At 64.5% G+C, this 25,806-nt stretch carries 21 protein-coding genes, 1 tRNA gene, 2 rRNA genes and 1 pseudogene (1 of these 25 running past the window's edge); 18 read left to right on the top strand and 7 right to left on the bottom strand.

What is annotated here, in order from left to right:
- From VQ065_RS26825 to VQ065_RS26805, 5 genes are all read left to right on the top strand, one after another.
- A 23S ribosomal RNA gene (locus tag VQ065_RS26825) occupies positions 1-388 on the top strand; it begins 2,503 nt to the left of the window's first position.
- 143 nt (positions 389-531) lie between these two features.
- A 5S ribosomal RNA gene (gene rrf, locus VQ065_RS26820) occupies positions 532-647 on the top strand.
- A gap of 146 nt (positions 648-793) precedes the next feature.
- Positions 794-1,501: a paraquat-inducible protein A gene (locus tag VQ065_RS26815; protein ID WP_011666770.1), complete on the top strand. Its 708-nt coding sequence runs from the start codon at positions 794-796 to the stop codon at positions 1,499-1,501.
- A complete protein-coding gene (locus VQ065_RS26810) occupies positions 1,488-2,108 on the top strand; it encodes a paraquat-inducible protein A (RefSeq protein ID WP_003107436.1) in 621 nt (206 codons plus the stop codon). Before VQ065_RS26815 ends, VQ065_RS26810 begins: the two co-directional genes overlap by 14 nt.
- The gene (locus VQ065_RS26805; RefSeq protein WP_014603551.1) at positions 2,101-4,407 is read left to right on the top strand and encodes a PqiB family protein; all 2,307 of its coding nucleotides are present in this window, start codon (positions 2,101-2,103) and stop codon (positions 4,405-4,407) included. Before VQ065_RS26810 ends, VQ065_RS26805 begins: the two co-directional genes overlap by 8 nt.
- Before the next feature lie 84 nt (positions 4,408-4,491).
- Here VQ065_RS26805 and VQ065_RS26800 read toward each other — a convergent pair whose 3' ends face one another.
- From VQ065_RS26800 to mksB, 5 genes are all read right to left on the bottom strand, one after another.
- A complete protein-coding gene (locus VQ065_RS26800; protein WP_003121056.1) occupies positions 4,492-6,030 on the bottom strand; it encodes an ABC transporter permease in 1,539 nt (512 codons plus the stop codon).
- A gap of 20 nt (positions 6,031-6,050) precedes the next feature.
- Entirely contained in the window at positions 6,051-7,058 is a 1,008-nt protein-coding gene (locus VQ065_RS26795) for an iron ABC transporter substrate-binding protein (RefSeq protein ID WP_003095046.1), read from the bottom strand.
- Between the two features lie 111 nt (positions 7,059-7,169).
- Positions 7,170-10,016 (bottom strand): Mks condensin complex protein MksF, encoded by a 2,847-nt coding sequence (gene mksF, locus VQ065_RS26790; protein ID WP_003095044.1) that lies wholly within the window; start codon positions 10,014-10,016, stop codon positions 7,170-7,172.
- Positions 10,013-10,708: an Mks condensin complex protein MksE gene (mksE, locus tag VQ065_RS26785; protein WP_003095041.1), complete on the bottom strand. Its 696-nt coding sequence runs from the start codon at positions 10,706-10,708 to the stop codon at positions 10,013-10,015. The genes mksF and mksE overlap by 4 nt, the downstream gene beginning before the upstream one ends.
- Positions 10,698-11,996: an Mks condensin complex protein MksB gene (mksB, locus tag VQ065_RS26780; RefSeq protein WP_003095037.1), complete on the bottom strand. Its 1,299-nt coding sequence runs from the start codon at positions 11,994-11,996 to the stop codon at positions 10,698-10,700. The genes mksE and mksB overlap by 11 nt, the downstream gene beginning before the upstream one ends.
- A 285-nt stretch (positions 11,997-12,281) precedes the next feature.
- Here mksB and VQ065_RS26775 point away from each other — a divergent pair, with 285 nt between their 5' ends.
- The 8 genes from VQ065_RS26775 to can all read left to right on the top strand — a co-directional run bounded on the left by VQ065_RS26775 (position 12,282) and on the right by can (position 19,278).
- Positions 12,282-12,884, top strand: coding sequence for a hypothetical protein (locus VQ065_RS26775; protein ID WP_003095035.1), 603 nt, complete (start codon positions 12,282-12,284; stop codon positions 12,882-12,884).
- Between the two features lie 204 nt (positions 12,885-13,088).
- Positions 13,089-14,135, top strand: coding sequence for a DUF6160 family protein (locus tag VQ065_RS26770; protein ID WP_003095033.1), 1,047 nt, complete (start codon positions 13,089-13,091; stop codon positions 14,133-14,135).
- Between the two features lies 1 nt (position 14,136).
- The gene (locus VQ065_RS26765) at positions 14,137-15,156 is read left to right on the top strand and encodes a hypothetical protein (protein WP_003095031.1); all 1,020 of its coding nucleotides are present in this window, start codon (positions 14,137-14,139) and stop codon (positions 15,154-15,156) included.
- 30 nt (positions 15,157-15,186) lie between these two features.
- Complete coding sequence (locus VQ065_RS26760) at positions 15,187-15,723, top strand: DUF6160 family protein (RefSeq protein ID WP_003095029.1); 537 nt, start codon at positions 15,187-15,189, stop codon at positions 15,721-15,723.
- Positions 15,724-15,847: 124 nt separating this feature from the next.
- Entirely contained in the window at positions 15,848-16,684 is an 837-nt protein-coding gene (locus VQ065_RS26755; RefSeq protein WP_014603552.1) for a hypothetical protein, read from the top strand.
- Positions 16,681-17,133 (top strand): ribosomal protein S18-alanine N-acetyltransferase, encoded by a 453-nt coding sequence (rimI, locus tag VQ065_RS26750; protein WP_003095025.1) that lies wholly within the window; start codon positions 16,681-16,683, stop codon positions 17,131-17,133. Before VQ065_RS26755 ends, rimI begins: the two co-directional genes overlap by 4 nt.
- Before the next feature lie 197 nt (positions 17,134-17,330).
- The gene (locus tag VQ065_RS26745) at positions 17,331-18,569 is read left to right on the top strand and encodes a C69 family dipeptidase (protein ID WP_003095023.1); all 1,239 of its coding nucleotides are present in this window, start codon (positions 17,331-17,333) and stop codon (positions 18,567-18,569) included.
- A 61-nt stretch (positions 18,570-18,630) separates the two neighbouring features.
- On the top strand, positions 18,631-19,278 hold the full coding sequence (gene can, locus VQ065_RS26740) for a carbonate dehydratase (protein ID WP_003095021.1): 648 nt from the start codon (positions 18,631-18,633) through the stop codon (positions 19,276-19,278).
- 70 nt (positions 19,279-19,348) lie between these two features.
- Here can and VQ065_RS26735 read toward each other — a convergent pair whose 3' ends face one another.
- The gene (locus tag VQ065_RS26735) at positions 19,349-21,577 is read right to left on the bottom strand and encodes a TonB-dependent receptor (protein ID WP_023104079.1); all 2,229 of its coding nucleotides are present in this window, start codon (positions 21,575-21,577) and stop codon (positions 19,349-19,351) included.
- Between the two features lie 150 nt (positions 21,578-21,727).
- Here VQ065_RS26735 and VQ065_RS26730 point away from each other — a divergent pair.
- From VQ065_RS26730 to VQ065_RS26720, 3 genes and pseudogenes are all read left to right on the top strand, one after another.
- Positions 21,728-21,853: pseudogene (locus VQ065_RS26730) on the top strand (phage integrase); the annotation flags it as partial.
- A gap of 52 nt (positions 21,854-21,905) precedes the next feature.
- Entirely contained in the window at positions 21,906-22,184 is a 279-nt protein-coding gene (locus VQ065_RS26725) for a type II toxin-antitoxin system RelE/ParE family toxin (RefSeq protein WP_003113526.1), read from the top strand.
- Between the two features lie 11 nt (positions 22,185-22,195).
- Entirely contained in the window at positions 22,196-22,501 is a 306-nt protein-coding gene (locus VQ065_RS26720; RefSeq protein WP_003133769.1) for a HigA family addiction module antitoxin, read from the top strand.
- 139 nt (positions 22,502-22,640) lie between these two features.
- Here VQ065_RS26720 and VQ065_RS26715 read toward each other — a convergent pair.
- Positions 22,641-22,717: transfer RNA gene (locus VQ065_RS26715), tRNA-Met, on the bottom strand.
- 455 nt (positions 22,718-23,172) lie between these two features.
- On the opposite strand from VQ065_RS26715, the gene VQ065_RS26710 reads away from it, so the two are divergent.
- Positions 23,173-24,315, top strand: coding sequence for an STY4528 family pathogenicity island replication protein (locus tag VQ065_RS26710; protein WP_023098851.1), 1,143 nt, complete (start codon positions 23,173-23,175; stop codon positions 24,313-24,315).
- 600 nt (positions 24,316-24,915) lie between these two features.
- A complete protein-coding gene (locus VQ065_RS26705) occupies positions 24,916-25,779 on the top strand; it encodes an integrase domain-containing protein (protein ID WP_023098850.1) in 864 nt (287 codons plus the stop codon).
- The last annotated feature ends 27 nt before the right edge of the window (positions 25,780-25,806 follow it).

Here is a 25,806-nt window from a genome sequence, read left to right as displayed (position 1 = left end):
CATCCTGGGGCTGAAGCCGGTCCCAAGGGTATGGCTGTTCGCCATTTAAAGTGGTACGCGAGCTGGGTTTAGAACGTCGTGAGACAGTTCGGTCCCTATCTGCCGTGGACGTTTGAGATTTGAGAGGGGCTGCTCCTAGTACGAGAGGACCGGAGTGGACGAACCTCTGGTGTTCCGGTTGTCACGCCAGTGGCATTGCCGGGTAGCTATGTTCGGAAAAGATAACCGCTGAAAGCATCTAAGCGGGAAACTTGCCTCAAGATGAGATCTCACTGGGAACTTGATTCCCCTGAAGGGCCGTCGAAGACTACGACGTTGATAGGCTGGGTGTGTAAGCGTTGTGAGGCGTTGAGCTAACCAGTACTAATTGCCCGTGAGGCTTGACCATATAACACCCAAACAATCTGATGATTGTGTGTTGTAAGGTGAAGTCGACGAACCGAAAGTTCGCATGAACCGCAAACACCTTGAAATCACATACCTGAATCCGGATAGACGTAAGCCCAAGCGAACGGATATCCAACCGAATTGCTTGACGATCATAGAGCGTTGGAACCACCTGATCCCTTCCCGAACTCAGAAGTGAAACGACGCATCGCCGATGGTAGTGTGGGGTCTCCCCATGTGAGAGTAGGTCATCGTCAAGCTCCTATCCCAAAACCCCTGGTCAGCGATGACCGGGGGTTTTGCTTTTGCGCGCGGAAAAGTGGCAAGCCAGCAGCGCTGCGGACGATAATCGAAAAACTTCGAGAGCTGCCGGGCGGCGTACTTCCGAGGGCATGGGAGACGCGATTTGCACTGTGCGCTCGTCTACAATAGCCGACAAATCCAGCCGAGCTCATTCATGTCCGATACCGATGTCCGTGGCCTGCAGGATCTTCCCCTGGAAGAACTGGTTGCTTGCCATGAGTGTGATCTGTTGATGCGCCGGGAACCCCTGGGACCGGGCGAGAAAGCCAATTGTCCGCGCTGCGGTTTCGAGTTGGCCGCGCATCGCCATCAATGGAAACGCCGTTGCTTCGCGCTGGTTCTGACGGCGCTCTTCCTCTATATCCCAGCCAATTTCCTGCCGATCATGAATCTCAGCCTGCTCGGCCAGACCCGCAGCGATACGGTCTGGACGGGAGTGCTCGGTCTTTACGACAGTGGCATGCAGGGCGTCGCCATCCTGGTATTCCTGTGCAGCATGGTGATCCCGTTGGTCAAGTTGCTCTGCCAGTTGCTGGTGATGATCAGCGTGCGTTTCGGTATCGCCCGTCACATCGGCATGCTGCTCTACCGCGGCTATCACCATCTGCGCGAGTGGGGGATGCTCGAGGTCTACCTTATGGGCATCCTGGTTTCCATCGTCAAGCTGATCGACATGGCCGACCTCAGCCTGGGCGTCGGCCTGGCCTGTTTCGTGGCGCTGCTGTTCACCCAGGTCTGGCTGGAGGTCACCATGTCGCCGCACCAGGTATGGGAAGCGCTGGGCGGCGAGGACGACGATGCGCGCGCTTGATGCCGGAATTCTGGTGTGCGGCGAGTGCCACCAGTTGAATCGCGCCGACGGGGACGAGCATCCGCGTTGCAGTCGCTGCGGTGCGGTTCTGCACGCCCGGCGCCCAAACAGCCTCACGCGCACCTGGGCGTTGCTGATCACCGCGGCGATCCTCTACATACCCGCCAACCTGCTGCCGATCATGACGGTCAACCTCTTCGGCAGCGGAATGCCCGCCACCATCATGGAGGGCGTGGTCGAACTGGTGCATGCCGACATGTTCCCCATCGCCATGGTGGTGTTCGTCGCCAGTATCCTGGTTCCTACTTTCAAACTGGTGGGCATCGCCCTGCTGCTCTATTCGGTGCAGCGGCACCAGCCGATGTCGGCCCGCCAGCGTATCCTGATGTATCGCTTCATCGAATGGATCGGGCGCTGGTCGATGCTCGATATCTTCGTCATCGCCATCCTCGTGGCGCTGGTGAATTTCGGCAACCTGGCGAGCATCGAGGCCAACCTCGGCGCCGCCGCCTTCGCCAGCGTGGTGGTGCTCACCATGCTCGCCGCCGTGACGTTCGACCCCCGGCTGATCTGGGACAACACCAATCTGGATGACGAGAATGAGTGATCTGCCAAGTCCGAAGAAACACAAGACCTCGAACTGGTCGGCGATCTGGGTGCTGCCGCTGGTAGCCCTGGCCATCGGTGCCTGGCTGGCGTGGCGTGCCTTCGACCAGGCCGGCGTGGACATCCAGGTTCGCTTCGAGAGCGGCGACGGGATCCAGGCCAACAAGACCGAGGTGCTGTACAAGGGCATCTCGGTGGGCAAGGTGACCGACCTGCATGTCAGCAAGGACATCAAGGGCGTGGTCGCGACCATCGAGATCAAGAAGGAAGCCCAGGAATATCTGAGCAAGGACACCCGCTTCTGGCTGGTCAAGCCGCGGGTTTCCCTGGCTGGCGTCACCGGCCTGGAAACCCTGGTCTCCGGCGTCTACATCGCGGTCGATCCGGTGAAGGGCGAGAAGGAAGAACGCTACTTCACCGCGTTGAAGGAGCCGCCACCCCTTTCCGACAAGCTGCCCGGCCTGCACCTGACCCTCAAGGCCGATCGCCTGGGCTCCCTGGAGCAGGGCAGCCCGGTGTTCTACCGGCAGATCCAGGTCGGCCAGGTGAAGAGCTTCCAGCTGGGCGATGACCAGAGGACCATCGAGATCAAGGTGCACATCGAGCCGGCCTACGCGGACCTGGTGCGCAAGCACACGCGATTCTGGAACGCCAGCGGCATCTCCATTTCCGGCGGCCTGTCCGGCTTCAAGGTGCACAGCGAGTCGCTGCTGACCCTGGTCGCCGGCGGTATCGCCTTCTCTACTCCGGAGAACCGCACCGACAGCCCGCCGACCGATCCGAGCAAGCCGTTCCGCCTGTACGACGACTACGACGCGGCCCAGGCCGGTCTGCGCGTGAAGCTGAAGATGAACGACGTCAGTGGTATCGATCCAGGGCGCACCCCGGTGATGTTCAACGGCGTGCAGGTCGGCCTGGTCAAGTCGATCGACATGGGCAAGGACTACAGCAGCGCCACTGCCGACCTGGCGATGGATCCGCGGGTCGAGGACATGCTGCTGGAAGGCACCGAATTCTGGACCGTCAAGCCAAGCATCTCCCTGGCCGGCATCACCGGCCTCGAGGCCCTGGTGAAAGGTAACTACATCGATGTGCGCTTCGCCAAGAGCGGCGCGCCGAGTCGCGAGTTCACCATCCGCCCGAAAGCGCCGCCGCTGAACACCGACGCGCCCGGCCTGCACCTGGTGCTGACCAGCGACAAGCTCGGCTCGATCGATATCGGCGCGCCGATCCTCTACCGCCAGGTCCGCGTCGGCAGCGTGCAAAGCTACCAGCTGTCGCGCGACCGCCAGCGAGTGGTGGTGGGTGTGCACATCGAGCCGGAGTACGCGCACCTGGTGAATACCTCGACGCGCTTCTGGAACTCCAGCGGGATCACCTTGACCGGCAACCTCAGCGGCGTGCAGGTGAAGAGCGAGTCGCTACAGACCCTGATCACCGGCGGGATCTCCTTCGACACCCTCGATCCGAAGGCGCCGACCGTGACCAAGGTGCGGCGCTTCACCCTCTTCGACAGCGAGGAGGCGGCGATGGCCCGTGGCGTGGAGATCCAGCTGAGCATCGACAATGCCGATGGACTGCGCGAAGGCACGCCGATCCGCTTCAAGGGCCTGGACATCGGCAAGATCGAAAGCGTCGAGCTGAACCCGGACCTCTCCGGGGTACTGATGAAGGCCCGCCTGACTTCCGCCGGCGAGCGCGTCGCCCGCAGCGGAACCCGCTTCTGGGTGGTGCGTCCGGCGCTCGGCCTGCTGCGTACGGAGAACCTCGGAACCCTGGTCAGCGGCCCCTATATCGAGGCGCTGCCGTCGAGCACGCCGGGCGAGCGCCAGGCACGCTTCCAGACTCTCGCCGAAGCGCCCAACCTGCTGGGCCGGGAAAACGGCCTGCGGCTGACCCTCAGCGCGCCGCGCAAGGGCTCAATCAAGCCGGGCAACCTGGTGACCTACCGGCAGATCCCGGTGGGCAAGGTCGTCGACCTGGCCTTGGGCGAACAGGCCGACCGGGTGCTGATCAGCATCCTCATCGAACCGCGCTACGTACCGCTGGTGCGTACCGGCAGCCGTTTCTGGAATGCCAGCGGCTTCGGCGTCGACGCCAGCCTGTTCAAAGGTCTGTCGCTACGCACCGAGTCGATGGAGGCGCTGATGGAGGGCGGCATTGCCTTCGCCACCCCGAACAATGCGCAGATGGGCGAGCCCGCCAAGCCGGGGCAGACCTTCGCCCTGTTCGATTCGGCCAATGACGAATGGTTGGAGTGGACGCCGAAGATTCCTCTGAAGGAAACCGCCCGCCGCTGATTGTCGGATCGGCAAAAAGAAACGCCGCTTACCTGGGTAAGCGGCGTTTTCGTTCATGCATGCATGCATGCTGGGGAGTGGGTGTCAGTGAGTGCTGAGATGCGCCCGGGTGGTCAGCAGGTACACCGGCAAGCCGGAGATCAGGATCAGCAGCGCGGCGTAGGGTGCGGCGGCAGCGTACTCCAGGTTGGCGGTGTGCACCCAGACCGAGGTGGCCAGGGTCGACAGCCCGGTGGGACCTAGCACCAGGGTGGCGGTCAGTTCCTTCATGGTGTCGAGGAACACCAGCACGAAGCCGGCGCCGATGGCCGGCGAGATGATCGGCAGGGTGATCCGCAGGAAGGCCATCAAGGGCGTCTGGCCGAGAGTGCGGGCGGCTTCCTCCAACTGCGGCGAGGCCTTTTCCAGGGCCACGCGGATCGGTGCCTGGGTCAGCGGCATGAACAGCAGGGCATAGGCGACCAGCAGCAAGCCGGTGGTCTGGTAGGTGGCTGGCAGGTAGTGCAGCGAGAAGTACACCAGCGAGAGGGCGATCACCAGTCCCGGCAACGCTTGCAGCAGGTACGGCAGGCGCTGGGTCCAGCGCGCCAGGGCGCCGGGGTAGCGCACCACCAGGATGCTTACGGGCAGCGCCAGCAGGCAACTGAGCAGGGCCCCGCCGAAGGCCAGCGACAGGGAGGAAAGCAGGGTCGAGGCGATTTCCATCAGCGGGAAGCTGGCCGAGGAGCCTTCGTACAGCCAATAACCGAGCATCACCAGGGGGATACCGGTACCGACCAGCACCAGCGTCGCCAGCAGCGCCTGGAGCGGCCACTTGCCGAACCCCAGGCGGACTCGTTCGGCCCGCCGCGCGCTGCCCTGGCCGGTGCGTACCAGGCGGCCGCGGCCGCGCATGCGCAACTCCAGCCAGAGCAGCAGGAAGCACAGTGCCAGGAGTACCGAGGAGAGCATCGCCGCGGTGGCGTTGCTGAACTCCAGTTCGAACTCCTGGTAGATGGCTGTGGTGAAGGTCTGGTAGCGCAGGATCGACAGCGCGCCGAACTCCACCAGCATGTGCAGCGCCACCAGTAGCCCGGTGGCGGCCAGGGTCGGGCGCAGCAGCGGCAGGGTGACCCGCAGGAACACCTGGCGCCGCGACAGACCGAGCATCCGCGCCGACTCCTCCAGGGAAGGATCGATGCCGCGCAGGGTCGCCGCTACCGGCAGGTAGACCAGCGGATACTTGGACATGGTCATGACCAGGATGGCGCCGCCGAGGCCTTCGTACATCGGGCTCAGCGAAACCCAGGTGAAACTGCTGACGAAGGCGGGGATGGCGAACGGCAGGCACAGCACCACGTTCCAGAAGCGCCGTGCCGGCAGGTCGCTGCGCTCGACGCACCAGGCCAGGGCCAGGCCGAGCAGGGCGCTGAGCAGGGTCACGCCGAACATCAGCCACAGGGTGTTGCCCAGCAAGCGGAATACGTAGGGGCGCCAGAGCAGTTGCCAGGCGCTGTGCCAGCCGGCGTCCCAGGCCTTGGCCGCGACGTAGAGCAGCGGCAGGCTGGCCAGCAGGGCGAGGAGCAGGACCGGCAGGAACAGCCAGAATGGCGTTCGCCGGCGCGAGCCCGTGCGCAGGCGCACGGGCGTGGAGGCGGCGCCGATCAATTCAGGCCAACGTCGCGTTCGAGGCTGAGGGCCTCGCTGGCCTCACCCAGGTCGGCCGGGGTCAGTTTCGGTGGGTCCAGTTCGGCGAACGGCTTCAGCGCCGGATCGGCCTGCATCCCCTTGCGCATCGGGTACTCGGCGGACTGGCTGAGGATCGCCTTCTGGCCTTCCTCGCTGAGCATGAAGGCGACGAACTGCTGGGCTTCCCTGGGGTGCTTGCTGGACTTGAGCACTGCGGCGCCGGAGACGGTGACCAGCGCGCCCGGGTCCTGGTTGCCGAAGTAGTGCAGGCGCGAGTTCAACTCGCCCTTTTCCTTCTTCAGGGTGTACCAGTAGTAGTTGTTGATCAGCGCCATGTCGACCTCGCCGTTCTCCACGGCTTTCATGGCGGTGACGTTGTTGGTGTAGATCGAGCCGAAGGCCTTCAGGCCGGTCAGCCAATCCTCGGCTTCCTCCTGGCCCTTGAGCTTGATCACTGCGGCGACCTGTTCGAGGAAGGCGCCACTGGTGGGCACGAAGCCGAAACGGCCGGACCAGGACGGATCGGAAAGATCCATCAGGCTCTTCGGCAGATCCTTCTCGTCGATCTTCTTCGGGTTGTAGGCCAGTACCCGGGTGCGGGCGGTGATGCCGATCCAGTCGCCGTTGCCGCCGGCGTGCTCCGGCTCGACCAGGGCCAGGGTCTCTGGCTCCAGCTTGGCCAGCAGGCCGGCGCTGGCCAGGCGGATCAACGGTGGCGATTCCTCGGTGTAGAGCACGTCGGCCGGCGAGCGCGCGCCTTCCTCGGTGATCTGGCTGGCGAGCTGGCCATCGCCGCCCTTGCGGATCTTCACCTGGATGCCGGTCTTGTCCTGGAAGGCCTTGGCGATGGCGATACCGGTGGCGGCGTGCTGGCCATTGTAGAGGGTAAGGGTGACGGGATCGGCCGCCGCATTGAGGGAAAGCGAACCGAGCAGGCACGCCAGGGCGGCGTGGCGGAAACGGTTGAGAAGTCGAACAGGCATGGATTCTCCCCGTGGGTTACAAATGCGAATGTAACCAATTATATCTTCGTGGGAGCTTCGGGCCTATCGGAAAAGTCCACGGCCCTGTTAGGCAGGGCCGTGGCAGACGCTTCACGCCGGTTCGCCGGCTTCCTCCGGTTCGCTGGCTACGCGGGTTTCGCCGCTGGCGGCGGCATCCCGGCGACGGATGTATTTCCAGTCGGCTTCGTCGATATAGATGCCGTTCGGCCCGCTACCGCCTTCCAGGTCGATCGCCACGTGTGCGGAAACCTGCGGCTTCACGCTCGCCAGGATCGGCACGAAGCCCAGTTGCAGGCTGGTCTCCAGCAGCGCGGCCTGGTTGCGCTCGTCGATGTCCGCCGCCTCGTCCAGGTAGTAGGGCAGGCGCACGCGCCCGGCCTGCTCGCGGTCCATCAGGTGCAGCAACAGGTACATGTTGGTCAGCGCCTTGATGGTCATGGTGGTGCCGTTGGAGGCGGCGCCGTCGATGTCGGTGTGCATGATCGGCTGGCCGTTGACCTTGGTGATCTCGAAGGCTAGTTCGAACAGGTCCTTCAGGCCCAACTGGTTGTGGTTGGCGGCGACCAGGCGGGCCAGGTATTCCTTGGCCTCCTCGTTCTTCGCGTCCTGCTCGGCGCTCTGGGTCAGGTCGAACACCGAGAGGTTTTCGCCTTCCTCGTACTGGCCGGCGCTGTGGATGATCTGGTCGATGTGCTTGAGCGCATCCTTGTTCGGCGCGAGGACGATGCGGAAGCTCTGCAGGTTGGAAACCTGGCGCTTGTTGATCTCGCGGTTGAACAGGGCCAACTGGTGTTCCAGGTTGTCGTAGTCGCTGCGGATGTTGCGCAGGGTCCGGGCGATGTCGGTGACCGCCGCGCGGCGCGCCTTGGCCAGCGTCAGGGCCTCGTCCTGGCGATGCGCGTAGGCGTTGATCAACAGCTTCAGGCGGCGCTCGGTGTCGTCTTCGCTATCGAACTTGGCGACGCCCTTCAGGCGCACCTGGGCGTACAGCGCCTCGATCTGCCCGTCGATGCGCTGCAGCGCCTGCCAGGTGTCCTGGTAGTCGTTGAGCAGCGGCAGCAGGTTGTCCAGCGAGTCGTCCACCGGCTCCATGAACGGCGTGCCGAAGGGCAGGTCGGCCGGCAGTAGCTGGCGGCGGCGCAGGGCATCTTCCAGGGTGCGCTCCTTGGCCTCCAGGTCGCCCAGTTGCCGGGCCACCAGTTGCAGGCGCGCGGAGAGTTGCTGGACGCGCTCGGCGAAGGCGTCGCTGGAGCGCTTGAGTTCGTCCTGGGACGCCTCCAGCTGGGCCAGTTCGGCGAGCTTCTCGGGCTCCTCGGCGGTCAGCGTCTGGGTGCGGCGGAAGTCTTCCAGGGCCTTCTGCGCATCCAGCACGTCCTGGTACAGCTTCTCTGCCTGGGCCTTGCTCGCGGCGCGGTCGGCGGCGACGCTCTGCTGGGTCTTGAGCTGCTTCAGCTCCTTCTCCAGGCGCTCCTTCTGGTCGCGCAGGGCGGCGCGGTCGGCCAGGGCCTGCAACGCCGGCGGTTCGATGTGCGACAGGTCGATGCTCAGGCCAGGGGCTTCGAAATGCTCGCCCTTGAAGTGGTCGAGGATGGCTTCGACGCTCTTCACCCAGACGTCGCCGTCATCCAGGTTCACCCCGTTCTCGCCGAGCGGCAGGCTGAACAGCGCGCCGTTGAACAGACGCATCAGGCGTTCCACGTCCTGCTGGCTGAACTCCTCGCGCAGGCGTGCGTAGCTGTTGTTGTCGGCGTGTTCGAGCTGCTGGCGGACGTTCTTCAGGCGTTTTTCCAGGTCGCGCAGGCGCTCTTCCAGGTCTTCGCTGGAGAACTGCCGCGAATGGGCCAGGGCGCCGGCCAGTTCGTCGTGGGCATCCTTGGCGGCGAGCAGCTGTTGTTCGAGGACCTTGGCGTCGTCGACCAGGGCGAAGCGGGTCTTGAGCACCGACAGCTCGCCGAGCCAGCGCTGGATGCCGGCGATCTCGCGCTCCAGACGCATCAGCTCCTGGGTGCCGCCGCGCTGTTCGTTCTGCAGGCCGTCCTGCTCGGCGCGGTATTGATCGTGCTGGATCAGCAGTTCCTCGCGGCGCGCCCCGGCGTAGTCGTGCCAGGTGCCGAGCAGGCTGTCGAGCAGCGGCGAAAGGCGGTGCATCTTGCCGCGCAGTACGTCGCGCTGGGTCACGCCGTTGGCCAGGGCTTCCACCAGCGGGCCGGCGGCGACCAGCGCCTGGTAGTCCTGCTCCATCCGCCGCACGTCGCGGAAGGCCTCCTCGCACGCGGCGATGTAGTCGACGTTACCCGAGCGCAGGCTGTGCTCGAAGGCGTCGAGGAACAGCTGCTTGAGCTTGGCCGCGGTGATCTCGCGCATGTGCAGCAGGTTGATGAACAGCGAGCGGAAGGTCTTCAGGCTCTGCTCGCTGGTGGAGCGCAGCGGGATCATGGTCAGGTCGAGCGGGATCGACGTGTGCCCGCCGACCAGCAGGCGGCGCAGCTCTTCCGGCTTCACCTCGTAGGCCTTGATGCCTTCGCGCTCGAGGTTGGCGAACAGCTCGCGCTGGCGCAGGCAGGTACCGTTCTTCTGGTAGTGGTCCAGGCTCAGCTCGCCGGCGTAGGCGAAGAACTGGTGGCCGAAGCCGCCGCCCGGGCCGCGCCCGGCCACGCCGATCACGTGCGGACCGTGGGGCAGCATCAGTTCGAGGAGAATGTAGCTGGTGTCCGAGGCGAAGTAGAAGCGCCGCGACTGCTCCATGCTGTACTTGCCGAAGCTCATGTCCGACAGGCGGGCAAGGATCGGGAACTGCAGGGCGTTGATCGAGGCGCTCTTGCCCAGGTTGTTGGCGCCGTAGATCGACAGCGGGTTTTCCAGCGGGAAGATACCCAGGCTGTAGCCGGCGGTATTGAGCAGGGCGAAGCGGCGGATGCCGTAGCGGGTCTGGCTCATGCGTCAGCCTCCTGTTGCGCGTGTTCTTCGGCGATGGCGCGGGCGAGGGCGTCTTCCTCGCTCTCTTCGGACAATTCTTCGTCGCTGGCCATCAGCGGTTCGATCTCGCCGTCATCGACCAGCACCGGCGTCTGCAACGGCAGGTCGGCGTGCAGGCTGGCGGACAGGTTGCGGTCCTGCTGCACCGACAGGCAGACGTCGAGGAAACGGTGCATCGGCGGCATGAAGCGGTACACGCCGCTGTCCTCGGAGGCGAAGCCGAGCTGGGTCAGGCGGCGCATGACCTTCTCTTCCAGTTCTTCCTGGGTCTGCACCTCGGCCTGGAGGAACAGGTCGCGGTATTTCTCCAGCAGCGGCGGCAGCTCTTCGCGGCCGATGCTGCCGCCGTCCAGCACGGACAGCGGGTCGCGGCCCTGGTCGGCGAGGTGTTCGACGAGGATGAAGGTGAACAGCGCCAGGCGTTGGGCGGTCTTGTTCACCTGGGCGCCGACCTGCTCCGGGACGAAGTAGTAGAAGCCGCGGGTGTCGCAGACCAGCTCGAAGCCCATGGCGCGAAACAGGCCGCGGTACTGGTCCTGGTGCGAGGACAGCTGGGTGTACAGCTCGGGGTCGCGGTGGCTGATGTGGTAGCCCTTGAACAGCTCGCGGAAGATCGGCGCGAGCTGGGTCAGTTCGGAGAGATCAAGATGCATGGGTTTCGCTCGCGGAAAGGGTGTCTGCGTCCCTGGCCTGGCCCTTGTCCTTGGCGGCGGGGTTCAGGGCGAAGGAGCAGAGGCTGACGCAATGTTCGGTGGTTTCGTACTCGCGGCGTTGCAGGCGTTCGCGCTGGAAGCGCGCGTCGCGCGACAGCCGGGAGAACCAGTAGAGCAACTCGTCGGTGGCGCCGTCCGGTTCCTGGGCCAGCAGCCATTGCATGAGGTCCGGCAGCGGCAGCGCCGCCTGGCAGCGCTCGATCATTTCCCGCGCGGTCCGTGGTGGTCGCGCCGGCCCGTTGCTCTTGCGCGTGCCGCTGGACTTGGGGAACTGCGCCGGCTTCGGCTCGAAGCGGGCGAGGGCGAAGACGTAGCTCTCGACCTGCGAGGCGGTGCCGAGGAAGGTGCTCTGCGGCCGGGTGAACAGCGGCATCGCCGCCTGCGGCACGGCATCCAGGCCCTTGCGCCGGATCGCCGCCAGCGCCAGGGCGGCGCCACGGGTCACCGCGTTGTGCCGGCGCGCTTCCTCGCGCAGCGGCAGCAATAATTCGCGGGCGCGGCGCAGGGTCAGCTGGGCGTTGGTCTGCATCTCGAGGATGCGCGCGTGGGTGCGCAGCACCAGGTCGTCATCGACCAGGTGGCCGAGGCGCTGCTGTTCGCCTAGCAGGCGCAGCAGGACCTGTTCGACCCGCCGCACGCCCTGCTCGAAGGCGCCATCGGCGCTGACCAGCTGGATCATCGGCTCGACGTACTCGTCCCAGGTCGCCAGGACCTCCGCGTAGCGCTGCGCCAGGGGAATCTGCCGGTCGCTGGTCTTGGCCCGCTCGGCCACGCCGATCAGTGCCTGCTCGTCATTGCCGAGCTTCTTCAGTACATCGCGCACGCGCATGTCGAGCAGTCGCAGCTGGCGCGCCAGGTCCTGGCTGTCGCGGGTCTCGAAGGCGTCCTGGATGTACCCGGCGAGGCGCTCCAGATGGCGCAGGTAGGCCTCGATCTCCAGGCACAGACCAAGGCGATGCTCGTGGCGCAGGTAGGCGAGGAAGTCGTGGATCTGCGCGTTCAGCTCGAAACGGTTGGGGCTCTTGGCCACCGGGACCAGGATATCCAGGCGGATCCACTGGTCGAGCAGGGCGGTGATTTCCGCCGGGTTGCTTTCCGGTAACTGGGTGTTCAACTGGCTGCGCAGTTCCGCCAGGCTCAGGGTGCCGGCATCGAAGCGCTCGCAGAGAGGCTCGAGCAGGGCCCAGTGTTCGGCAAGCGCACGCAGTACGCGTCGGGGGTCGATCATCGGGAGGGCCGGTCCGTGGAAAAAGCGCCGATTGTACTGCAAAGGCACGGGCGACGCAGACGCCGCCGATGAGTGCGATGCAGGCCGTCGACACGTCTGCGGCGCAGGTACGGGCCCGGTATCGGCGGATGGCATCTGGCTATCATCGAGGTGTCGAAAAGCGGCAGTTTATGACTGCGTAAGGACTTTCCTGCCCCGCCTGGTCCGGGGAATGGGGGCTTCCAGGGGCTGGCACGCTTTCTGCTGAAGTCCCCTGGCCTGTCTATTCCAAATGAATGCCGACTCTTGAACGACGCCGCCTACGCCGAGGCCCGCTGGGCCGAACTGCAGAACCAGGGTGACCTTGCCTGGGACCTGGATGCCATCACCAACCGCAGCGAGGCGATCGCCTTCCTCAAACGTTTCGAGAACCGCCTGTGTATCTACTCGGCCTATGTCGAGAAGCTCTACAGCAACTACAGCTTCGTGATTCCCGAGAGCGACCATGGCGGCATCACCATCCTGCCCAGCGAGCAGGCCTGGCACGACACCTTCCACGATATCCCGCTGGCCGCGGTGGAGCCCACCGGGATCCATATCCTGCCGGGCGAGACCATGGGCTATCGCGGGCTCTACCTGAAGATTCCCGGCGAGCACCGCCTGGTGGCGTCGAAGGAATTGCCGTTCCAGGAAGGGTTGAAACTGCTGATCCAGCGTTACCAGGCTCACGACGACGTGTTCCTGCCGATCCTGGTCAAGGGCGACCTGCGCGAGTACGAAGCGCGCATGCCCTCGCTGCACCTGCACCGGATCAACCCCGCCCGCCTCAGCGCACACTCCCTGCTCAGCCTCAACGCCATCAAGGGTGCCATTGCCGACCATCTGATCGGCCTGTTCCGCCAGCAGTGAAGGGCTGACGTTACCCCCGTGTGACGATGGGTAACATCCATCCTGGCCGAGCGACCGCTCATCCGCTGCAGCGAGCGCGGCGACCGCGTCGTTCGGCGGTTTTTCTCGACTATGGGTCGGCCCCGATTCGCCCGGGGCTTTCTATAGTGACTACAGGTCGCAGTGTCTCTGCCGTCGGCCACGAGAAGAACAAGAGGTGAGCCCATGTCCCGTCGTCTGCCCTTCCTGCTGCGTTGCGCGCTGTTCTGCGGCGCCGGTCTGCTGGCTGCCACCGCCCAGGCGAGGATGGAGTCGCTGGACGACGACCAGCTTTCCGACGTGGTCGGCCAGGCCTTCATCAACCTCACCACCGACGCCGCCAACGGACTGAACTTCACCCGCATCAACTTCGGCGCCGACATCGAGACCCAACTGAACATGAAGAAGCTGCAGTTGGGCCAGTACAACCGCAGCGGCGAGCTTGCCGGCAGTGCCGACATCGCCATCGACAACTTCGCCCTGGGCACGGTCAACGACGCCACCGGCGCGATCAACCCGTTCCTCATCAGCAATCCCTACATCGAGTTCGCCTACGACGGTAGCAAGATGGTCGGCATCCGTATCGGTTTCGGCGAAGCCAAGGGCTACCTCTCGGGCGATATCAAGACCCTCACCGGCAACGTGCCGGTGGACCTGTACGGCACCGGCAGCCAACTGGGAGGCAGCATTTCCTGCGGCCTGCTGGCCCTCGACTGCCTGGCGGCGAAGACCGCCATCACCCTCACCGGCAGTTCCCAATACACCGCCCAGGCCGAACTGGTGAACAGCTCCGGCAACCCCGACCCGATCCGCGCTGCCATGATCGGCCTGAAGAACGGCACAGCCCTGGACATGCACGACAGCACCATCATCGGCAGCCTGGTGAACGTCCTGCTGCCCTTCCTCACCTCCAACGACTGCAAGCTGATGGGCGCCCAGACCTGCTTCAACCTGGCCCAGTACCAGTCGTTCCCGATCGGCACCGTGGATCCGAACAACGCGCAGAACTTCATCGACTCGTCGAAAGGCTTCTTCATCTCGATGCAGAGCCAGAACGTCCAGTGGCGCGACCAGCAGGATCCCTCCAAGCTGGTCGCCGCGCTGGCCGGTGCCTTCCTCAACATGTCGCGCAACGCCGATGGAACGGCGCCAATCAAGGTCGACTTCGGTCAGGCCTTCAATGGCATTCCACGGCAGGACACCTGCCTGGGCGGCCTGAACAAGGGCTGCTGAGATGAGTCGCGCCTGCCTGCTCGCGGCCCTGCTGGCCGCCCCCTTCGCCCATGCCGAGATGACAGCGCTCGACGACGAGCAACTGTCGGACGTGCAGGGCGCCGGCATCGGCTTCGTCCTCGACAGCGCCATGGTCGACGGCAACAAGGCCACCATCGCGATCAATGGCGTGACCAACACCGCCACCGGGCAGAACGTGCCGATCACGGTAAAGGAGCTGTACGTCGCCGCCACTGGCAGCAACAAGGGCAGCACCCTGGCGCCGGTGACTCTCGGCCGTCTCAACTTCCCGTTCAAGCTGAATCTGGCCAAGGGTTCGGTGCTGACCACCCAGCTCGACGACGGGCGGGTGGTCAGCACCTTGCCGGACACCGCGGACGTGATCGAGCTGGCTTTCCCCAGCCTGGTGAGCGGCGCCGGTGGCCAGCCGTGCATCGCTGGTTACGCCGGTGCCGGCAGCAACTGCTCGAGTCGGGCCAGCGAAAAGGTCGACGCCGGCATCCGCTTCGACTTCGGCGTCACTTCCACGCGCACCGATGTGCTCAACCTGGACTTCTCCGAACTGGCGATGGACGGTTCCTACCTGCGCTTCTGGGGCGCCAACGCGCGCAGCCAACTGGTTGGCGAGATGCGCCTGAACCTCTACGCCAAGACTTTCGAGATCATGTCCTGCGGTGCTGGCTCGCCCAGTTGCGTCAGCGCCGCCGAGCAGGCCGCGCGCACCGTCTACCTGACCAACGCCTATGCCAGCGTCGCGCTTGGCTACGGGAAGTCGCAGCCGTTGCTGTTCTCGGTCACCGCCGACGGCAACTTCACTTTCGAACTGCCCAAGCTGACCCTGGCCAACGCCGCCGACTTCTACGCCAATGCGCCGCGCACCAGCCTGGTGATCGAAAACCTCAACATCGGCGGTACCCGGCCAGGCTACGGGCAGGTACCGACCGGCGGCTACAACATGGGCCGCAACGAGATATCCGGGCTCAGCTTCAACTACCTGAAGGTGACGTCGCACAACCTCTGAGGTGGCGGCGGGAAACGAGGTACGCAGCACATGACCAAGCAGACTCATCCACTGGCAGGCGGCATCGGCATCCTCGCGGCGCTGGCGCTGCTGTTCAGCGCTTCGGCCGGGGCTGAGTTGCGCTCGCTGGGCGATAGCGATCTGGACGACGTGGTCGGCCAGGCCGGGATCAGCATCAGCGCCTCGCTCAATCTCCAGGAAAATCCTTCGCAGACGCGCTGCGCCGGCGGTTGCGGCGCGCGCCTGGCGATCCAGCCGGCCGGCAGCGGCAACAACTACCTGGTGATCGACGATATCAGCGGCAAGTTCAGCTTCGACGAAGTCACCCTGGACGTGGTGACCATCAAGGACGGCTTCGGCGGCGACGGCGCCGCCTTCAACCGCCCGGTGCTGCGCGTCGGCCTGAAGGACACCAGCTTCCAGGACCTGCGCTTCACCATCGCTGGCGCCAACAAGGCGCGCGGTACCGATCCCGGGCTGGTGCAGACCAACCTGGTCAGCGCACGCATCGACGGCACCCTCAAGCTGCAAGGCAACGTCAACATCTTCACCGTCGCCCCGCGTTGAGGGCGAACCGTCGCATGGCGGGACAAAGCCGCTCCGCCGAGGTCGAAGAACCGCTATCATTGCCTGCCTGAACGCCGGGGGCGAAACCGTCCCCGCGCATCGCCTAATTGCCGGTGCCCGAGATTTGATCGAAGAACAGCGTCGCCGCGCCTTCCTGGGCGCGATGCAGATAACCAGTTGGCTGCCCCGCCAGCCGTTGCCGTTCGCCGCACCCTCGCGGCCGGAGTTGCTGGAGACCCCGCCCCGGGAAGAGCCGGCGGTGCCTGTGCGTGCGCGCGCCGCGATCGATGCGCCGCAGGCCCGCGTCCCGCAAGCCGAGGCGCCGGCCAGCGCGTCAAGCGTGGCTCCTGCCGCGCCCGCGGAAGGCCGGGGGATTCCGATCAGCCTGCCGAAGCCGGGCGCCCCGGCGGCGAAGAAAGCCGAGCCGGTCGCGCCGGTCGAAGAGGCCCCGGCCGAGCCGCCGGCGGTCCAGGCCCCGCCGCCGCGCTTCGCCTTGCAACTGCTGCAGGCGGGCTCCTGCACCCTGCTGGTCGAACTGCCCACCGGCGAACCCTTCGCCAGCCGAGATCCGGGTTACCTGCTGCTGCGCGACCTGCTGCGCGCCGCCGGCCTGCCGGACAGCCCGCGGCTGATCGGCGAACCGGTACGCTGGCCGCTGCTGGCGCGCGGCAACCTCGACCAGGGGCCGCAGGCGGCCCTAGAGTTCGTCCAGAGCTTCGTCGCCGCGCGCATGGAGGAGAGCGAGCGTAGCCGCTGCCTGTGGCTGGTCGGCCTGCCGGCGATCCGCTTCGCCGGCGAGGGCGACGAGGGCAGCCTGTTCCGCGAACTGCAGGTGGACGGTCTGGGCGCAACCTGGGCCGTGCCGGGCCTGGAAGCCCTCATGGAAGAACCCGCCCTCAAGGGCGAGCTGTGGCGCGCCATGCGCCGTGTCCGTCAGCGCTGGTCGAGCGAGATTCAATGAGCGATGCGATTTCCTTCCGCCCGATGACCGAGGCGGACCTCGATGCCGTGCTGAAAATCGAATATGCCGCCTTCAGCCACCCATGGACCCGTGGCATCTTCAGCGAAGGCCTGAAGAACTACCATTGCTGGCTGATGTTCGAGGGTAGCCAGCAGGTCGGCCATGGCGTCATCCAGATCATCCTCGACGAGGCGCACCTGCTGAATATCACGGTGAAGCCCGAAAGCCAGGGGCGTGGCCTCGGTCTGCGCCTGCTCGAACACCTGATGCGCGAGGCGGCCGGCCACCAGGCTCGCGAATGCTTCCTCGAAGTGCGCGCTTCCAACCAGGCCGCCTACCGCCTCTACGAACGCTACGGTTTCAACGAGATCGGCCGCCGTCGCGACTACTACCCCGCCGTCGGCGGGCGCGAAGACGCCCTGGTCATGGCCTGCACCCTGTTCGACTGAGGCTTGCTCCGCTTCCCTGCCGGCAACTAGCTATCACTTGGAGTAGCTGGCTGGCCTTCTGGCACCGCCGTACCCTTACCAGCATTCCGATTCTCGCCTGCATACCGCAGGCAGGTCCCTTCATGCGGTAACCCTTCGCGGGAGTGCGAAGTCAGGTCGACAGCGGCCGGTGGCAGGATGCGCAGACTGGAGCCCCCATGTGCGACACCCTGATCCTTCGCCACCAGGGCCAGACCTGGTTCGCCAAGAACAGCGACCGCGAGCCCGCCGAACCGCAGCGTCTGCTGCGCCTGCCGGCGGTGCGCAACGATCCGGAAGCGCGCTTGCGCACCACCTACCTCGACATTCCCCAGGCCGCCCAGCGACATGCGCTGGTGATCAGCCAGCCGAGCTGGATCTGGGGCGCGGAAATGGGCGTCAATGAGCACGGCGTGGCCATCGGCAACGAAGCGGTGTTCACCAAGCTGACCCGTCAGCGCGGCACCGCGCTGCTCGGCATGGACCTGCTGCGCCTGGGACTGGAGCGCGGCGCCAGCGCCCGCGAGGCGCTAGAGGTGATCACCGGGTTGTTGCAGCGTTACGGCCAGGGCGGCCCGGCCGGCTACCGTGACAAGCGCATCCGCTACGACAACAGCTTTCTCATCGCCGACCCCGGCGAAGCCTGGGTGCTGGAAACCGCCGGCAACCTGTGGGCGGCGAAGAAGGTCGAGCGCTGGGCCATCTCCAACGCCCTGACCCTTGGCCACGAATTCGACCTGTGCAGCCGCGACCTCGAGGACCAGGCACGCCGCCAGGGCTGCTGGGATGGTCGCGGCGACTTCCACTTCGCGCGGGTCTTCGACACCCGCCTGCTACCCTGGGTCGGCGGTGCGCACCGGCGCTGTCGGATCAACCAGCGCTTCCTCGACAGTCTGCCTGGCGAGCCGGACTGGCACGCGCTGTTCGTCGCGCTGCGCCACCATGGCCCGCGCGGGGACCACTTCCGCCGCCACAACAACCGCCAGGTATGCATGCACGCCGGCAGCTTCTGGCGGCCTTCGCAGACCACCGCCAGTCTGGTCGCCCGCTTGCGCGACGACGGCCCGCTACTGGCCGCCACCGGTACTTCGGCGCCGTGCCTGGGACTGTTCCAGCCGCTGTCCTTCGATCCGGCCTCCGGCGCCGCCGTGCTCAGCCAGCCGCGCGAGGCGGTACAGGAATCCCCCTGGTGGCGCTTCGAGGCGGTGCACCGCCGCGCGCTCACCGACCGAGCCTTCCGCCGGCTCCTGCGCAGCGGCCGTGATTGGCTGGAACGGGAACTCTTCGCCGACCTCGCACAGCCCGACTGGCCGCGCCTGGCAGAGGACGCCGCAGCCTGGCACGCCTGTTGGCATGATCAGGTCGCCATGCAGCCGCTGGCGCAGCAGCGCTGGTGGCGTAGTCACGCCGCGCTGTGACGCTTGTCAAACGGGCATCGCCTTCCGTAAGGTGCTGCACCGGTCAAACGAGGGGCATGCCATGAGCGACTTGCAGCAACTGTTCGAGAACAACGTCCGCTGGGCCGAAGCGATCAAGCAGGAAGACCCGGACTTCTTCGCCAAGCTGGCCCGCCAGCAGACCCCCGAGTACCTCTGGATCGGCTGCTCCGACGCGCGGGTGCCGGCCAATGAAATCGTCGGCATGCTGCCCGGCGACCTGTTCGTCCATCGCAACGTCGCCAACGTCGTGCTGCACACCGACCTCAACTGCCTGTCGGTGATCCAGTTCGCCGTCGACGTGCTCAAAGTCAAGCACATCCTGGTCACCGGCCACTACGGCTGCGGCGGCGTGCGCGCCTCCCTGCACAACGACCAGCTCGGCCTGATCGACGGCTGGCTGCGCAGCATTCGCGACCTCGCCTACGAATACCGCGAGCACCTGGAGCAGTTGCCGACCGAGGAGGAGCGCGTCGATCGCCTCTGCGAGCTCAACGTGATCCAGCAGGTGGCCAACGTCAGCCACACCAGCATCGTCCAGAACGCCTGGCACCGCGGCCAGTCGCTGTCCGTGCATGGCTGCATCTACGGGATCAAGGATGGCCTGTGGAAGAACCTCAACGTCACCGTCAGCGGCCTCGACCAGTTGCCGCCGCAGTATCGCTTGAGTCCGCTGGGCGGTTGCTGCTGAGAGAGGCGGAAGCTCTTTCCCACGAGTTCCCCTGTCCCTGGAGGGACAGGGGAACTGTCGAGGACGGGCTTCAGAACTCCACGCTATACGTCAGGCTGTAGGTCCGTCCCCGTCCCTTGTAGTCGAACAGTCCCGCTGGTGCGAGCCCGCCGTAGTAGACCTGGGCGCGTTGTCCCCAGACCGTGGTGTAGTCCTTGTCCAGTAGGTTCTGGATGCCCGCGGTGAGGGTGCCCACCGGCAGCGCCTGGGTGCCGAGCAGGTCGAACAGCGCGTAGCCGTCGATCTTGTTGCCCGCCTCGTCGTTCAGGTTGAAGGTGCGCACGCCCTGCAGGCGCAGGCTGCGCTGATCGTCCTTCCAGCCGACGAAGGCGCCGGCCTTGGACGGGCTGGCCGAGGTCACGTCCTGCTTCAGCCAGCGGCCGTCGACCTTCTCCTGGGAGCGGATGGCCAGGCCGTTGACGCCGAGCTGCCAGTGATCGTCCAGCCAGTAGGTAGCCTGGCCCTCCAGGCCGTAGTTGCGCTTCTTGGTGTCCTGCTGCAGCACCGCCAGGGTCTTCGAGTCGTACTTGATGCTCTTGTCCGACCAGGAATAGAACGCCGCCACCTGGGTATCCAGGGCACCGTCGGTGTGCCGCCAGCCCAGCTCAACCTGCTTGGTCTTGATCCCGTCCAGCGGCGAGTCGTTCACGCTGACCCCCTGCAACAGCGGGTAGTGGCCATTGCCGTCGGCTGCGCCGTAGCGTCCGAAACCGTAGTACTTGGCCGGGTCCGGCAGCTCGAAGCCTTCGCTGTAGTTGGCCCAGACCTGTTGTTGCAGGTTCAGCTTGTAGATGGCGCCGACGTTGACCAGGTTGACGTCGTAGTCCTTGCTCCCGCCCGGAACCGCGTCGGCGGTCTTGCCGAGGCCGTTGGCGATGAGGATCTGCTGGTTCGCCGCAACGAAGTCGCTGACGTCGGTGCTCATCGACTGGCGCCGCACGCCGGCGCTCAGGGTCAGGTCGTCGGTGGCCTTCCAACTGCCCTGGAGGAAGAAGGCGCGGCTGTCGGTATCGATGTCCGGGTAGCGGCCCAGCTTGGCCTGTTCGCTGGCTACCAGCCCGCCGCTGGCGGCGGCGAGCGGCAGGTTGAAGAGCATCTGGTCGGACGTGAATTTTTCCCGGTCCAGGTCCACCCCGTAGGTCAGGCTGGCGCGCTCCCAGGTCTTCACCAGGGCCAGTTTCATCCCGTAGTAGTCAGTGTCCTGCTGCGAGGCCGAGTAGTAGGAAGTGCCGTAGTTGATTGCGCCACTATTGCTGTAGCGGATGGTGGGGAAGGGGTTGAAGGCCATCTTCTCGTTGCGGTAGTAGGCCTGCAGGTAGAGGTCGTGACCCAGCACTTCCGGCGCATGGTAGGTGGCGTTGAACTGATGGCGCTTGCTTTCCGGCTCGCGGTCGAGGTCGACGCCGCCCTTGATCGAATAGGGTGCCCGTCCGCGCAGGGCATCGAAGTTGCGCCCGAGATCGAGGCCGCGGTCGCCGTCGTAGCCGGAGTCGTAGTACTGGAGGCCGAGATCGAGGCTGTGGCCATTGGCGAAAGTGAAGCCAAGGCTGCCCATCAGGTCTACCGACCTGTTGTACTGCAGGTCGGTCTGGGTGATGTCCGTCAGTACCTGGTCGCCACTGCCGTCGTAGGCCGCGCCGTTCTTCTGGTAGGCGATGGCCAGGCGGCCGTTGAACAGGTCGTTGCCGCCGCTGATCGACTGCGCCGCGCGCAGGTCGTGATCCTCGTGGCTCTGGAAGCCGCTGCGGGCGCCAAGCTCGGTGTTGAAGCGAGTGTCGCCGCCGACGCCCTTCTTGGTCACGATGTTGATGATCCCGCCGGTGGCGCCGCCGCCGTACACCGCGCTGGCGCCGGACATCACCTCGATGCGCTCGATGTTGAATGGGTCGATGGAGTCGAACTGCCGGCTGATGCCCCGCGAACTGTTCAGCGACACCCCGTCGATCATCACCAGTACGCTGCGTCCGCGCAGGTTCTGGCCGTTGTTGGTACGACCCTGGGAGCCGATATCCAGGCCCGGGATCAATTGTCCCAACGCCTCCTTCAGCGGCACGCCGGCCTGGGTCTGCTGGTCCAGTTGCTCGCGCTCGATCACCCAGACCGTGCCGGGCAACTCGCTGATGCTGGTCGGCGCGCGCGAGCCGATCACCACCATCTGCTGCTCCACCGGATCGGCAGCCAGCGCAGGAGCGGAAAACGAAGCGAAAAGGGACAGGGAAAGCGCCAGGGGAGCCGGGCGCGAAGGGATGGAGCGGGGCATGAGGAGATGTCCGAGTTGCTGTTGTTTTGATGGGCGGCAAAGCTAAACAAATCGATAATGATTATCAAATGATTCGAACTGTTTCAATGAGGCATGCCTGGCTTCCAAAGCAAGATGAAATGCCTGACACGGGGCGCTGCGCATGGCGTGGCCCTACAGCGGATCCTCGGGCATTCCTCGATGACGATGCGGTATGCGCACCTAACGCCGGAGCACTTGGAATCGGCGATGCGCTTTTCTCCGATTACTCAGTCTGGCTACAAATTGACCACATGAGGATCTGTGGTAATCTGTAGTGAAGTTAACGCTTAACGTTAAGGGTTAATGAATGATTCTGACCTTTCGCTGCGACGAGACTCGTCAGCTTTTTGAGACGGGTCTTTCGAGGCGGTGGGGAGCGATCCTCACAGTCGCTACGCGTAAGCTCGCAATGCTTCATGCGGCTACGGAGCTTCGAGACTTGCGCTCTCCACCTGGAAACCGGTTGGAGCCGTTGCAGGGAAAGCGGGCGGGCCAACATAGCATCAGGATCAATGACCAGTGGCGTGTCTGTTTCGTCTGGACGGATGCGGGTCCCGAAGAAGTCGAAATAGTTGATTACCACTGAGGAGGTGGACCATGGCTACCAATGGTATGCGCCCCATCCATCCTGGGGAAATATTGCGCGATGAGTTTCTGATGGAGTTGGATATCTCTCCAGCTGCTCTAGCACGCGCTTTGAAAGTCTCCGCTCCGACAGTGAATGATATCGTTCGTGAGCAGCGTGGTATCTCCGCAGATATGGCGATTCGTCTGGGGCGTTACTTTGATACGTCCGCTCAGTTCTGGATGAATCTCCAGAGTGAGTATTCGTTAGCAACTGCTTATGCGGCGAATGGCGAGCAGATCGAACATGAGATTGAGCCGCTGCTTGCTCACGGATAGCGGTGACGTTGATCGTAGAGCCCCGCAGATGCGGGGCTTTTTTATGCGAACCGTAAATCGGTAAAGGGGGGCGTAGACGGTTTGTAGTCTGCCGACCAAAACAAAAAGGGGTTAGCTTGCGCTAACCCCTTGAAAAATATGGTGGCTACACCGGGACTTGAACCTGGGACATCAGCATTATGAATGCTGCGCTCTAACCGACTGAGCTATGTAGCCGAGTGGCGCGCATTTTCCGTATCTCGGGCGGGGCTGTCAACCCCTGGGCCTAGATAATTTTCTGATCTTTCAATCGTTTAGACGGAAGGGGTCGGATCGCCGGAGAGAGGGCGATGGGGAGGGGCAGGAACGAAAAGCCCCGGCGCTTGGCCGGGGCTTTCCTGGGACGGGAAGGGGATTACACGTTTAAACGTTGATCGGTCGGCAAAGGGCCGTAAATGCTAGGTTTCACGAGGAAATCGGGCCACGGCCTTTGCGAGAATTGCTGGAAGTACCCCCAGTTGTACCCCCATAGGGGTATCGGGATGATAAATCAGTCTGGATGCCGGTGCCAGCGCTGCGCCTACCGGATAAAACGGGTATGACGCAGACCGCATTGTTGGCTGACGCCCGGAACGGTACGCGATGAGATGCAGGAGAACTGGCCGCTGTGGCCCAGACCTCGGAGAACTCTCATGGCAGACCATCACACCCGCCACATCCCGCTGGGGCAAGATGCCCTGTTCACCACGCCCGCCTCGCTCATGCTCGATGCTCGCCTCACGCCGCTGGAGCGCAATGGCTGGCAGGTGCTGCGCATGCTGCGCTCTGCGGAAGGCATCAGCCCGCTGGCGAATCTGGGGCAGTTGCGCCGCTATCTCACCTCCACCCCGCTGGGGCAGAGGGCCGGGTACGAGACGGCCCGGCGCGTTCTCGTGGTGCTTCGGCTGACGGGGTGGATCAGTCTGGTCGGCCAGCAACGCGACCCTCTGACGGGGCATGTGCTCAGCGAGCTGTATCAGGTTCACGAAAGCGCCCTGCACTTCCAGCAGGCCTGCACGCTCGATGCCAGTCTGCCCGCGCTTCTGCAATCTTCCATCGGCCACGAAAACAACCAGGTGGATCGGGTGGCTGTCCACATTCGGGCAACGCTGGCACAGGCACCTGAAGCTGCCTCCATTGCGACCCACGATCAGCGTCACGATGACGATGATTTGCCCCCTACGCCGCCGTCGCAGGCGAGCGAAGCAGCAGACCCACTGCCATTGTCTGGCGATTCCGCTGGCAACACGCTTGTTCCGCAACAGACCGGACACGCTCGCCACATGACGGCTGAGCAGGGCGGTACGTATAAGACGTATATGTATAAAAAAGAACGTACGTACCGCGCGCGCGAAAGCGACGGCGATTCGGCATCGCAATCGGTGAGCTTGCCGCCTTGCCTGAGTAATGCCCAGGCAGATCAGCAAAAAGACGTGCAGGCCGCCTTGCGGCGGCTGCCGCCGCAGCATCGCCAGGAAGTACTCGACGAGTTGCAGGCACGCAGCCAGAGCGGCACCGTGCGCAATGTCGTGGCCTACTTCTTCGCCTTGGTGAAGCGCGTTTTTGCGGGCGAGTTCCGTCTGTGGGCAGGACGCAAGGAGGCGTCTGCCGCGAACCGGCCTACAACTCCGCCGCGCACCGAAGCCCGCCCGGAACCGACTGCGCCACCGGCATCGCGTGAAACCGCCCTGGCGCACATCGCCAACATCCGCAAGATGCTGAACGTCCCGACGAACGCTGGGGACATCGCAGCACAGGTAATGCAGGTCAGGGGATGGCAGCCCCATCCTGCGTAGCAAATGCTGCCGCGAAACGGGTCGTCACTGCACTCCGCAGTGACGACCCGCGCCACACCACCAACAATGCGGGCAAAAGCCAGTTCCTATTGCGTGCGGCCTACATGATGATGGCCGCCCTACATTGATCGGGCAGTTGCCAAGACCGATGGGCTTCGTACATCGGCCCCCCATCAGCGCAGGTTCCTGCAAGCGCTGGCCCGACAGGGTGGAGCCACCCCAGGTATGCCCAGGCTCCGACCGCATACCGGCCCTACCCAGGGCGGAGCCTTCTTCGTCTGTTTGAACTCATCCCTATCGCGCCGCCTGGCGCACTGTCCTTTGCAGCAATTGCCTGTGCGCGACGCACAGGGCTCCCGTTGCATTTCTCATCCCACTCACTTCATAGGAGGACTCGTCCACGTTCACATCACTTTCGTCTTGTAGTACCTCCGTCCGGGCTTCCAGCAGGGAGCAAGACGGACGCCTCATTCGAGGCTCTGGTGTCTCCTGAACACCATGCCCTTGCCCTCACGGGATCTCGCCTTGGCGAGCTGGCACCAACACTAACCACTGAATTTCAGGACAACGCAGTACGGCGCTTTGCTTGGAGGCCGGAAGATGGACGACTTGACCTACTCCCTGCGACAGCTCTGCCAGCGCAACCGTGACGGCAGCTACACCACGCAGGCCGACCGGATGCGTTCGCTGTCGCTGGCCGCGCGGCAACTGCGCGAGGCCGGTTTCCGGCAGATGAAGGCGTCGTCACTCAAGGGCAAGCACGCCCAGGCGCTGCTGGATCGCTGGCAGGAAGAAGGCTTGTCGTCCGGTACCATCAAGAATCGGCTCTCTCACTTGCGCTGGTGGGCCGAGAAGATCGGCAAGGCCGGCATCCTGCCAGCGGACAACACGCAACTCGGCGTGGCCGAGCGCCGCTATGTGACCAACGTCAGCAAGGCCCAAGAACTGGGCACAGGTCTTGAACAGGTCACCGACGCGCACGTACGCATGAGCCTTCAGCTACAGGCCGCCTTCGGATTGCGTCGGGAGGAAGCGATCAAGTTCCAGCCCAGTTACGCGGATCGGGGCGACCACATCGCCCTCAAGGGATCGTGGACCAAGGGCGGTCGGGAGCGAACTGTGCCCATCACAACGACAGAGCAACGCGAGGCGCTCCACGCAGCACACCGCCTGGCGGGCACAGGATCACTGATCCCGGCAAACAAGACCTACATCCAGCAGCGGAACGTCTACGATGGACAGTGCAAGGCGGCGAGTCTGAGTCATATGCATGGCCTTCGCCATCAGTACGCGCAAAGCCGTTATGAGACGTTGACGGGGAGGCCGCCGCCAGCAGCAGGTGGACCATTAGTCACGGAGTTAAGTCCAACGCAGCGCATAGAAGACCGCCATGCTCGTCAGACCATCAGCCGTGAGTTGGGACACGAGCGCGTTCAAATCACTGCCATCTACCTCGGTAGCTAGATCAGGCAGTATGAGGCCCCCTGGCCT

The sequence above is a fragment of the Pseudomonas sp. KBN10P06128 genome (assembly GCF_037574945.1).
Classification (GTDB): domain Bacteria; phylum Pseudomonadota; class Gammaproteobacteria; order Pseudomonadales; family Pseudomonadaceae; genus Pseudomonas; species Pseudomonas aeruginosa.
Note: the sequence above shows the minus strand (reverse complement) of the source record. Positions and strands in the feature narration are given on the sequence as shown.